Source organism: Streptomyces viridifaciens (genome assembly GCF_001888885.2).
Taxonomy (GTDB): Bacteria; Actinomycetota; Actinomycetes; order Streptomycetales; family Streptomycetaceae; genus Kitasatospora; species Kitasatospora aureofaciens.
This window is the reverse complement of record NZ_CP090840.1, coordinates 293,551-305,076: the sequence shown is the minus strand read 5'-3', so window position 1 is coordinate 305,076 and position 11,526 is coordinate 293,551. Positions and strand designations below refer to the sequence as shown.

The 11,526-nt window shown below is 69.9% G+C and carries 6 protein-coding genes; all 6 read right to left on the bottom strand.

Annotated features, from left to right (window positions below):
* Positions 1-28 precede the first annotated feature (28 nt).
* Positions 29-1,291, bottom strand: coding sequence for a DUF2399 domain-containing protein (locus BOQ63_RS01240; protein ID WP_072653110.1), 1,263 nt, complete (start codon positions 1,289-1,291; stop codon positions 29-31).
* Entirely contained in the window at positions 1,284-6,650 is a 5,367-nt protein-coding gene (locus tag BOQ63_RS01235) for an SbcC/MukB-like Walker B domain-containing protein (RefSeq protein WP_143174580.1), read from the bottom strand. The genes BOQ63_RS01240 and BOQ63_RS01235 overlap by 8 nt, the downstream gene beginning before the upstream one ends.
* Positions 6,650-7,960, bottom strand: coding sequence for a DUF2398 family protein (locus BOQ63_RS01230; protein WP_454129674.1), 1,311 nt, complete (start codon positions 7,958-7,960; stop codon positions 6,650-6,652). The genes BOQ63_RS01235 and BOQ63_RS01230 overlap by 1 nt, the downstream gene beginning before the upstream one ends.
* On the bottom strand, positions 7,960-9,471 hold the full coding sequence (locus BOQ63_RS01225; protein WP_072653108.1) for a DUF2397 family protein: 1,512 nt from the start codon (positions 9,469-9,471) through the stop codon (positions 7,960-7,962). Before BOQ63_RS01225 ends, BOQ63_RS01230 begins: the two co-directional genes overlap by 1 nt.
* A gap of 560 nt (positions 9,472-10,031) precedes the next feature.
* The gene (locus BOQ63_RS01220; protein ID WP_072653107.1) at positions 10,032-10,433 is read right to left on the bottom strand and encodes a hypothetical protein; all 402 of its coding nucleotides are present in this window, start codon (positions 10,431-10,433) and stop codon (positions 10,032-10,034) included.
* A 564-nt stretch (positions 10,434-10,997) separates the two neighbouring features.
* Positions 10,998-11,471 carry a hypothetical protein gene (locus BOQ63_RS01215; RefSeq protein WP_072653105.1) on the bottom strand — a complete coding sequence of 158 codons (474 nt, stop codon included), beginning with the start codon at positions 11,469-11,471 and terminating at the stop codon, positions 10,998-11,000.
* Positions 11,472-11,526 lie beyond the last annotated feature (55 nt).

Here is an 11,526-nt window from a genome sequence, read left to right as displayed (position 1 = left end):
AGGAACGAATCGACCGACCCACTTGCGATCACGGCGCAGAGGCGGGCCGGGACGGCAGGATGGGGCCGTGCCGAGGAACCTGCCCGAGTCCATGCAGCACCACCTGCGCCAGCGGGTCAGTTCGACTGGGGCCGAGTAGCAGGTCGAGGAGCGCCGGGTGCTCCTGGAAGATCACGGTCGTGTCCGGGCTCTGCTCCTCTGGTGTGGCGATGCCATCGGTCGATTTGGGTGCTGTGGCTTTGTCCATGTACTTGATGGTGGCCTGGTACCGCGTCTGTACGGCGGCGGCTATGGCGTGGCCGGCGGGATCGAGGTCGCCCGAGTACTCCAGCGGTACGCCGCAGTTGCGGGCGAGGCCGAGCAGGGTGTGGTCGACGGCGGTCAGGGTGCCGGAGGTGCAGACGATCGGCCGGTCGAACTGGCGCATGAGGGCCTCGTCGATGACAGAGGGGTTCTCTACTACCAGCCAGGCCCGCTTGGGATCCAGGGCTGGCGGCTGGGCGGTCAGGTCGTGGAGTGTGAGGTGGTGCGGGCGGTTGTCCGCCCGGGCGAGGTTGAGTGCGCGGTCGGTCGGCCCGTCGCCGGTGGCGCCGACGCCCAGGACGAGGACGGTCTGGGAGAGACGGTCGGCGGCGATGCCGAGCCGCGCCAGCAGCGCGCGGTCGGCGGCCGGCGTGTCTGGCTGTTCGGCCTGCAGGAGGTCCCGGGCAAGGAGCAGCAGCTTGTCTCCATGCCCGTTGTCGTTGAGGTCGAAGTAGTGCGGGTCGCCGGTGCAGTGGTGGGCGAGCCGGGCGAGCGTCACGGGCCTGGGCAGCGGCAGCAGCGCGCGGGCCAGGGCCAGTGCGTCGATGAGGCGGTGCCGTTCGGCGATGGTGTCGTCGCTGATGCCGTAGCACAGGCGGGCCGTCAGCGACGGCGTATCGGGGAGAGCGAGTCCGGCGTAGCGGTTGATGTCCGTGCGCATCTGCTCGGTGGCCCGGCGGACGTCCGCGGTATCCGGGACCTCTACCCCGGCGGCCTCGACCAGGGCGCGTAGGTCGCCGGGTGTGTGGCCGAGGGCCTCCAGCAGGCGGGGGACGGGGACGGCGAAGCCGCTTCGGACTGCCCGCAGCGGGGTTGCCCGGCTGCCGGCACGCCGGTTGTGGGCGAGCCAGCCGGAGACCATCGCCTGGCCGGTTCGGGAGAGTGCGGCGGTGACGTTCTTGATTGAGGCTGGCCCGTCCCCGCGCGCCAGGCGGGCGGCGATCGCCTCCCAGAGCGGGCGGATGTCGGGATCGGTGAGATCAGACATCGGATGCCTCAGGGGAAGTCATGGAGATGACAGTGCCGCGCTCGGGTGCGTCGGTGTCGGTCGCGGGCTGGCCGACCCGGATACGGGCGGTTTGCGGTGTGCCTCGTCCGGTCCAGACGCTGGGGATGGTGTAGCGCATGGTGTCGCTCTTCTGGTGGATGCGGTGGATGCCCACGGCCCCGGTCTCGGCGACCAGGAGCGGCTGCATCGCGGGCAGGGTGACGATGGCGTCGAAGTCCCAGATGCGCAGGAGCTTGAGCAGCATGCGCAGGTTCGGGGCATCGAACGCGGCGTTGAGTTCATCGATGAAGACCGCTCGCGGGCCCTCGTAGCCGGCCGTGGAGTAGAAGGCGTGCGCTGCGGCGAGCAGGGGAAGCATGGTGGCCAGCCGCTGCTCACCCGCCGACAGTTTCGCGAGGGGGTTGCGGCGCGGGGTGACGGCCTTGAACACCTCGTCGTCGCTGTTCGGGTCCTCGGAGAACGAGCGGTGGGTGACGGAGATCTCCCACGTGTACCAGTTGCGGTAGTCGAAGACGTGCTCGACGCGCTTGGCCCAGGTGGGGTGGTTGCTCTCCTCGTTCTTCAGCTGCTCGACGAAGAAGTCGTACATCTGGTCGAAGCTGCCCTCGTGGTTGGCGTCACGGATCAGCGACAGGGCCTTGAGAGCGACGGGGTCGTCGGTCTTGGGTATCCAGTCCAGCTTCACGCCGACCCGGGCCACGCCGGTGCGTACGTCTTTGAGCGTGGTGCGGATGTCGTTGACGATCTGCTCCGCGGTGTGGATCCGGACGTTGATGTCCTTGCGCAGCTCGGAGAAGACCACGCCCTTGACCTCGCTCTGGACCTGGTCGTTGAAGTCCGCCTCCAGCGATGCGATGGTGCTCTCGAGTTCGTCCAGGGCCTGGCGCAGTGTCTTGGCTCCGAGGGCGGAGGTTCCGGTTTCGATGTCGTGGCCGTGCTCGGTGACCACGATGCGCCGCCAGCCGGTGCCGGGAGCCTCCTCGGTGGTCACATGCCGGCGGATCCGCAGCAGCTGCTCAAGGGCCTTACGGATACGCCCCTCCAGGGCACCGCGGGCCGACTGCTCGTCCAGGCGCGCCTGTTCGGCCCTCAGCTCGGCCGACAGGCCCCGCTGCTCGAGGATCAGCCGGGCTACATGGATGCCCTCGGGCGCGTCCTCGGGACGGCTGAGGAGTTCTCCTTCGGCGAGTTCATCGACGAGACCCTGGTCGAACAGGTCCTGGAGGATCGCCACCGCCGTGCCGACCGACCGTGAAGCACTGTGAAGCGCCTGCGCGTTGGCGGTCAGCTCCTGGGTGGCGAGGGCGAGGCCCACCTCCGCCGCCTTCTCCTGCTGCCGGTGGCCCGCCAGAAGCCCGCGCAGCTGCACCTCGTCGTCGCGACGCTGGTCCAGTTCGGCCTGAAGGTCCCGATAGGACTGGTCGTGCTGGCGCAGTTCCTCGTTGTAGTGGTGGCGGGCCGTGGCGGCGGCGGCGGTGTCCGCCTCGGCGCGGCCGCGCAGAGCGTCGGCGTGGCGCTGTGCCTCAACGGTTGCGGCGCGGCGCGTGGCCGCAGTGGCAAGAGTGAAATAGGCGCGCGTGGCCGCAGCCGCCCACTCGCCCAGCAGGCCCTGGAGATTGCGCACCGCCGACCGGTAGCCGCGCAGGGCCTCCTCCTCGAGTGGCAGGCTGCCGTGCGGCATGCGCGCCTTGTGGTGCAGGTCGCTGGTGGCCTCGCGAACGAGCGTGCTGTGCCGCCCGAGGTCCTGTTCCGCTTCGATCAGGGCACCGGCGGCTACGGCGGCCGAACGCTGCGCCTCATCGGCGCCAGCCCGCGTTGGCAGCACGTCGGCGAGTTCGGCCGGGAGGCTGGAGCGGTCCTTCTCGATTTCCTCCGCGGCTCGGCGGGCGGCCTGCCATGCGGCTTCGGCCTCGGCATGCGCGGCCTTCACGCTCCTGGCCTGCGCTGCGGCGTGGTGCATGGCCATCGCACAGGCGATGGCCGTTCGAGCGGCCTCCAGGCACGCGGCGACCAAACCGGGAAGGTCGGCGCACCGCTCCTGCGCAGCCCGCACGGCCTCGCTGGTCGCATCGACGAAGGCGTTGTCGCACGCCACGGTGGCAGAACGCTGCGCCTGCGCGGCCTTGCCGGCCGCGATCTCGGCGGCGTGGACGGCCTGCTGCGCCGCGCCCTCGTGCCGCTCGGCGTCGCCAGCGGTGGTCGTCGCCGCCGTCTCCAGCTGCAGCCAGGCGCCCGGGTCAGGGTAGGAGGTCTGCTCTGATTCGGCGGCGGCCAGCTGGGTGGCGAGCGCCTCGACGCGGTCCTCGGCAGCATCGAGGGCGTCGGCCGCTTCCGCGCGCTGCTCGCGCAGCTCGGTGAGCCGGAGCTGACGCATGCGCTCACGGGCGGAGGCACCGATGTAGCGCGGGATCCAGCCCTTGGGACTCTGGGCAATCAACGGGCCAAGGTGGACGGTGCCGTCCTTGGCGAAGGCGGCCTGCCCGGCCGCGGGCTGCTCGCCATGCTCCACCACCCGGATACCGGCCAGCACCTGCTGGACGAGCTCCGCAGGCAGCGGCCCGTGCGCATCAGGCACCAGCAGGTCGGCAAGCGAGGAGCCATCGGACACGGTGGCCGCGACCAGGCAGACATCGCCTGCTGACAGCTCACCACCCGGTGACACCCAGGCGTCCAGGAGCCCCGCCGTGAGCAGCGCACCCTCGAGACGACCGGCTTCCTCCTCCGGCAGATGCCCGGCGAAGTCGACCAGTGCCCACAGCGGTGCGCCGGCTCGGTTTGCCCGCGAGGGCCGCCAGGCAGGCTGGCCCGGGCGGGCCTCGCTGCGCTTGGCTTCGGCAATCGCATCGTCCAGGTCGGCCAGACGGTCATCGCACGCGGAAACCTCCATGCGGGCACCGGTCAGATCGGCAGTGATCCGCGTGGATGCGAGCTGGTATGCGGTGGCCGCATCGTCGCGCAGGTTCTGCGCGTCCGGCGGCACCGGTCGGCCGTTCACAGCAGGCAGCCGCAGGCGATCGCGCTCGAGGACAGTCAGGGAGTCGGCCCACTCCCGGACCCCGACCGCCCACGTCTGCCCAGCCTCGGACGACTTGGCGCTCGTCTCGTCTGCCTGGCGCCGCGCCTGCTCCGCGACACTCTGTGCCTCGGCGGCCTCGGTCTCCAGGCGCGCGCAGTCGTGGGCGGCGACGGCCGAAGCGTCGAGTGCCCTGGAGGCCGCGTGCAGCAGCTCTCGCCGCTGGCCGAGTTCGCTGCGGGCAGCCTCGGCCAGCTCACACAGGGCATCTTCCCGAACAACGAGCGCCGACTCCATCCCAGCAGTAACAGGGGCGGCGGCGAACTCGGCGACCACGCGCGACTTCTCGACCAGGCCCGTAACAGCCTCGGGTGCCTGTGCCAAGCCGTCAGCGTGCTGGGCAAGTTCATCCGCCTGACCGGCAAGCCGCCCTCCGGCTTCGTCACTGGTGATCTGCGCGACCTCGGCCCGCGCAGCGGCCGATGCAGCCCCGTCGGCCAGCGCACGGGCGTGCGCCTGCACGCCGGTCAGGTCCAAGTCAGCCAGCGCCTGGGCCGACGCGTCCTCGAGCCAGGTACTGATGGCCTGCGGGTCCAGCACGGCGCCACCCACGAGCTCGTGCGGCGGAGCCGACAGACGTACCAGACGAGCGGCGAACCCTTGCAGCGCCTGACGTGCGGCATCCTCTGCCTGCTCTGCCACATCCGCCCGGCTCTGCGCCCACTCAACGGCCGCCTCTGACTTACACCGAGCGGCATCGTGGCGCTCCTGGGCCGCCTCCTGGGCATCGAGCTTCGCGGCGAGATGGCTGATGGCCGCACTCACCTCTTCGCCGGCCGTCGCCTGAGCGTCCAGCCAGATACCGGCCTGCTCACGAGCAGCCCGAGCCTCCCGCTCCAGTTCAGCGGCCGGCGCTTCGTCGCGCGTCTGCGCGAGCCGCCCGGCCACCTCGTCAAGCGAAGCGTGGAAGGCACCGCCACCCACCGCGCCCGCCGCCTGGCCGAGCTGGCGCGTCAGCGTCCCCAGCTGCCCGACGGCGCTCTCGGCCTCACCCGAGGCGGCAACGCTCACCGCCTCCGCCTGCTGCTGTGCCGCGGCCCCGACCTGGGCCTCTTCAACGCTCCGGAGCGCCCGCTCCTCCTGCTGCTGTGCCAAAACGGCAAGCTCGTCCAGGTTCGCGCCCGGGTGTCCATGAACCCGGCTCTCCAGCGACTTGATGGTCCGCCCGAGCAGAACAAGCTGCTGCTCGCCATCGCGTATCGCCTCACCAGCCGCCTGCAGGCCCCCCTCCTGCTGCGCCCTCCGCTCCTTCAGGGCCGCTTCGGCGGCGACCAGTTCGCCGTGCCGCGCATGATCGTCGCGCAACCCGACGGCGGCGCTGGCGGCTGCCGCGGCGACGTAGCGCCGGTAGAACTTGCGGATGCTGTTGAGAACCTCCTGCTCCCGGCGGGCGTCCCGAAGGCGGTTCTGCAACTGCTCCGTCTTGGCCAGCGCGTCCGCGAGGCTCTGCACCCGCGCCGCGTCAAGCGAAGGCAGCGCGGAGGTGAGCGTGGCCCGCATCGAGCCGGGGCTGACCTTGTCGTTGGCCTGGACGCTGCGCAGCGCTCGCAGGACCGACCCGAGCGCTTCGATCTGCGAGGCGTCCAGCGGCTGGTACATGGCCGTGCGGACCGCTTCGGGATACTCGTCCTCCCCGCGCACGACGGCGGCGTGGTCCTTGCACGCGTTCTCCAGGCGGTTGTTCGAGGTGAACAGCAGGCCGCCGTACTCGGCGAGCTGAGCCGCAAGGTCCTCGATATCCACCGGCATCCCCTCGCGCGCCAGCGTCAGACCGGCGTCCACGCGCGCGGGGACCAGGAACCAGGCCCGCTCCAGACTGGCGCGCTCGCCGCCGCCGGTCTTCAGCCACAGCCCGGCGGTCAGCCACTGGGTGCAGTTGCGGCCGTCGGGACCGGGATCGGTGCGGCCGTACTCCTGCCACCAGGCGCCGGTCTTCGCCGGGCCGGAGCGGCCCTGGGTGTGGATGGAGGTGAGGGTGCCGGCCGCCTCGCCCGAGGCCGACAGGCTCTTGGAGCTGATCTCGCCGTCGATGAACGTCGGGCACAGGACCCCGCTGGTCAAGGACTTACCGGAGCCGTTCATCCCCACCAGGGCGAGCCATCCGGAGCTGTAGAGGAACTGCTCCTCGCTCCACTGCCAGGAGTTCACCGCCCCGGCCCGGGTCGGCTGCCACCGGCCCACCGCAGCGGGGTGCGGATCGACCACGACGGTCTTCCTGCCCGTGCGGCTGGCCAGGCTCTCAAGCGTACGGTGCTGCTCAGTCATCACTGATTCTCCTGTTCAGCGGCGCCGTCGGCACCAGCCGTGTCCTGGACCGCGTTCGCGGCGTGGGAAATGTGGACCTGCCACAGATGGAGGGCAGGCGTGGGCCGCCAGCCCGAGCCCGGCGGCGGATCGGCGGCCACAATGCCGGCGGACAGCAGCTGTCCGATCGCCGCCTCGGCCAACGAGCGATCCCCGTTGATGCCCTGGTACCTGCGGGCCCACCACGGGCGCTCGGCCAGGACCCTGCGCAGCTCGGCGCACGCCCACTCGATGCCGAACCACCCCATCGGATCGTCCCGCCCGGCCAGGACATCCAACAGCAGCAGCGCACCCTGCTGCTCGAGAGTGCGGCCGTGAGGGAACGTCAGGTCAGTGGTGTGCCCCTGCGGGTCGGCCACAGTCCACCAGTCCCGGCGCACGGTGCACGCCAGCCCGGCCACCGCAGCCGCGTCCAGAGCACGTTCGCGCCCCGTGTAGGAGGACAGGTACCGCCCCACCTCCGTGTCGGGGTCCGGCGTCAGGCCGGGGTCATCCAGCACTGCCCGCATCGCCAGATGCCGACGGCGCCTCTCGTGCGCCTTCGCCGGTGCGTCCTCGGGCAGCTCCCGCTGGTCCGCACACAGCGCGTCGACATGCGTGTGTGGCGCATCGAGGTCGATGTCCAGCAGCGACGGCGCGACGGACGCGATCAACAGGGCCAGGCGTTCGCGGCGCGCCGTGATGACCAGGTCCAGCCCCTGATCATGCTCCAGAAGGTCCAGCGCCACATCCGAGGCGATGACATGCCACGACTCCAGGAGCCGAAGAGCATTGATGAACGCCAGCCGGTGGGAGGCCGCGGTCGCCAGCTTTTCCCCAGCGGCGGCAGCCGGCCGAAAGCGCGGCAGCCGACCCGCATCGGCTTCCGTCCCGCACGCCTGGACCACGGCGCGCTGCAGGTCGTTGAACGTGGCCTGTGTACCGCGCCACAGCTGCTCGCACACCAGGCTCGCCAGGACCAGCACCAGTGGGGAGGCCGCGGTGGAGGACTTGCTGCGCTGGACCACAGGGGCGCGGTCGCCCGGCGGATCGTGGCGCCGCTTGTACAGCCGGCACACCCCCTCCGAGCGGTAGACCTCGAAACGCCAGCCAGCCGTGCGGTCGAACCAGGCGGCAACCTCCCGCTGGTAGTTCACGGCCAAGCGGAACGTCTCCGGGTCCGCCTCCACGCAGTGGATCTGCTGTCGCAGCATCCGCGCCACCACCAGCCCGGCCTCGGGCTCCAGCCCGACGCCTGCCCCGCGTGACATCGACACAGAGCCTGCGGCCATCACGAGGCCATCCCTTCCACGCCGCCCTCCAGCAGGCGGATCTCGACGAGGACATCGGGTGCCGTCAACGTGCCGTCCTCGAACTCCACCGTCACCATCCGCCCCACCTCGCCAGGCCACAGCGTCAGGCTCGCCCCCACCGTGGAGGTCGATCCGCAGCCCACCGAGTCGTCGAACCCGTTCAACGCCTCCTCCAGCAGCCCGATCAACACGGCGGTGTGGTCGGCGTCCAGGCCCTCGAAGAAGGACAACTGCACGGGGCCGGGGGTAACCAGGCCGCGAGCGATGATCTCCAGAAGCTCCAGCTCGGCGTCGTTCTCCTCCTCGCCCCGCTGCCGCTCCTGGTCCAGATCGGGAATCCTGCGCGGCGCCCCCGTCGCGTGCGCTCCCCGCTCCGTACGGCGCAGGACCACCTTCACCTCGTGACACCCGCCGTCCTGCGCGCGGTCGTACACCGCGACGTCCTCCTCACCCGGCGCGAGCGGATGCCGGGCAGGCCACATCCCGAACGCGGCGGCGAACACCTGGTAGGCATCGGCCACGGTGGGCTGGGCGTGCAGCATCCGCGCGATCTGCCGAAAGTCCGCGCCCACATCACTGCCTCGCGTCGTCGCGTAGTAGCGGCGGTCGATGGCACCAAGCAGGGCGTGAATGGCATCCGCAGCGGCAGCCACCAGCCGCTCGATCGACCCCCTTGGAGCGAACCACGCCTTCAAATCACGCAGTTCACGCACCTTCTCCTCGACCCAGCGGTCCTGCGCCGCAGGCTCCAGCACACCCGCGTCGGGCAGCGCCTGCCGTGCCAAGACGTCGAGGCCCACTGCTTCGAGCTCGTCGAAGGCCGAACGTACCCGGCCCAGCGAGTGCTCGGTACGGCGCGCGAAGTGCTGCAGAGCCAGCAGGATGTGCCGGCGGCTGGTCGCGAACACCACATCGTCGCTGACGTCGTTCTGGGCCAGCGCCCCCACCGCGCTGTAGAAGTCACCGCCGGCTTCCTGCAACTGCTCCAGGTGCGCATGAATGTGCTTCTCGAGGGCAGGCGCCAGCATCCCCGCGTCCTCGCGATAGTGGTGCAGCAGCCCGCGCAGCGTCTGCTCCACCGCATCGAGCAGCCGGGGCGGCAGCTGCAGCGTCCGATCCAGGCGGCTCACCGCATCCCGCACAGCCGCGACCATCACCCGACCCTCCCGGGTGAGCGACCACGCCTCACGCCGACGAGCACCTTCCGCGTAGCTTCCCACCGGAGCGCTGTAGTCCCGGAAGCGAGTCACATACCCGGTGTCCGTCAGCCGCTCGACGACGTCCGACAGCACCTCATTGCCGACCGGATCGCCGTATCCAACCTCCACCAGCAGACCGCGAATGTCGGACAGTGTCCACATCGGCCCCCGGCTGCTTGCCAACAACAAAGCTCCGAGCACTGCAGCCGACAGCTCGCGCCGCTCGTCGTCCTTGTCGGCGAAGACACCGAAAAGGTCCGTATCGAGCATGCGCCACCACACGCCATCCATCCAGGCCCTCCTTCCACGCTCACATCTCACGGGTATGCCGATGGTCGAGCCGGACATCCAACCGGAAATGGGCACGGCAGAACCCCATTCCGTGGCTGCCCACACAACGATATGGAGCACCGTAAAGACGGGCGCTGACAATCTCCATTGAATGGAACGGGGCCGCTCATGCCCAGGGAGGCGGCTGCGCCGCCGATAAGGATCTTTCCTCTCATCGAACGCCAAGATCAAAATTGCCGGTTAGTGCAAATTCCGCAGTTGTCCGGGATCTGATAAGTGAATCCTTTTTGGCCTATCTGATGTCCAGTCGTGCCATCAATTACTGAGGCGACATCGGTAAGATTGTTCGTCAGATATTGATGTACGTCGACGGGCTGACGGCAGAGCGGTCCACAGAACTTGCTGTGGAGGTTACGGAGAGCAGGGCAGCCGTGATACATGAGGCGTTGATCACTCATGGGCATCAGCAGGCCGGTGGACTGCCTCGCCACCGCTCGGGCGATTGAGCGCCACACCATGCGCGACTCGTCCCGGACGGCGACTGCAATGTGACGTACGCCTCACCAGTTTGAGACCGGTCCGCCGGGCCGCAGGTAGGCCGCCGCCCAGGCGGCGGCCTCCTGGACGTCGACAGCAAGGTGCTCGACCGGGTCGTCGGCGGGGTCGAGGCTCAGGTTGTCGCCCTGGAGGAGTATGCCCGCCAGGCGCAGGAGGATGACCGGATCGCCGCCGACCTGGCGATGGCGGAATGGGTCGACGCAGGCAGCGGGGCGGTCCGCGATCTGCTCGCAGAAACGGCGGCCGTACTGGCGGTCATCCTCGACATCGAGGCGCTGACCGCGTCCGCCGGGATCGTGGCCGAGGCGTACGCCCGGGCCCTCGGTGCCGCGAGGGATGCCGCCGCTGTTGCTCTCCTCGGGCGGGCCGGCGGTCGACCAGCTGACCGCGACCGGGCAGGACAACCGGTCTGACCAAGGCTCTGGGTGAGGCCGACCGGGAGTACAACTGGTCGACGGTACTCTCGCGGAACGCGACCCGGTCGGTGACGGCCGCGCAGCCTAATCCGGCAAACACCGCCGCCACGGCGTGAACCACCAGGGCATCACCGGCCCGACAGGCAAGCTCGTGTGGATCTCCAGCGCTCTGCGCGGCCGCACCCACGAGCTGACCGCCGCCCGCACCCACCGCATGGTGAAGACATGCATCCGGCTCCGCATCCCGACCCTGGCCGACATGACGTACACCCGCGCCGGTAGCACGGTCGCCGTCCCACCAGGCACCAGCCGCGCAAGGAACTCAGCATCGGCCAGAGATCGCCGAACCGAACCCACGCGCGACTCCACTACCCCGTCGAACGCGGCATCGCCACACTCAAACGCTGGCGATTCCTCCGCCACGCACGATGCAGCCCGAGCTGGCTGCGGCAGCAGCCAAAGCAGTCCTCACCCTGGAGCTGCACCGCTGAAAGGCTCACTGGCTGCGCGCAGCGGGCATGTGGACGGTCTGGACCAGCCGGCCAGCCATTGCTACGGCTGGGGAGTAGCGCGCCGTTTGACCACGCGGGGGCCGGCCAGCGGGGCGGGCCAGAGTTGCAGTCGAACGAGCTCGGTGGCGTCCGCGCCGTCGGTGCAGTCGGGCGTGTCCAGGTACGAGCGGGATGCCCTGACGCGGATCGCCCCGGCAGGGACTTCGAATCTCGCGGCATCGGGGAGGTAGTCGGTGCACCCCATCACGACAACGCGCCCGGACGATATCGACAGGCTCGCCTCCACAACGTGGTCGAAGGCGTGGCCGACATCGGCCGGCTCGGCGCCGAGGATCTCCACATCGACGCAAACGTCGAGGTTGTCCTCAGTACCGACCGCCACAGCGCCACCAGCGACGGCGATCCCATCGACCCAGGCCTCATGAGTCCACGCCACGCCCAGATCTCCGTCGAACGCCTCATCCTTGACCTGGATCTGGTGGTAGTCCGCGAACAGCGTCAGATGCGTCGTCACGCGATCATCATCGCTTCCACACCCCGCTACCTCCAAGAGCGGCAGCCCGACCCTT